Raw genomic sequence first — 282 nt, 5'->3', positions numbered from 1 at the left:
AGACAGGTACTCAGCCAAAAGACAGAGAACAAATTGAAGCTCTTGTTTGTGATTGACAGAGGTTTACTTGAAAAAACCCCAGGCCTTCAGAAAAAAATCAGGACTTACTGCGAAGATATTTTACAACTCGAGGATCTTCCCACTCCCATCATTCTACCGGGTGGTGAAGAGAGCAAAAACAATTTAGATCACGTTACTTCTGTTCTGGATCAAATTAATAAAAATGGCATTTCCAGGCATTCGTTCGTAGTAGCCATTGGAGGAGGTGCCGTGCTTGATGCC

Annotated in this window: 1 pseudogene; it reads left to right on the top strand. The window is 42.2% G+C overall.

Going from position 1 to position 282, the window contains the following annotated elements:
• Positions 1-48 precede the first annotated feature (48 nt).
• A pseudogene (gene aroB / locus HC176_RS19330) lies at positions 49-282 on the top strand (3-dehydroquinate synthase); the annotation flags it as partial.

Source organism: Tamlana crocina, assembly GCF_012037625.1.
Note: the sequence above shows the minus strand (reverse complement) of the source record. Positions and strands in the feature narration are given on the sequence as shown.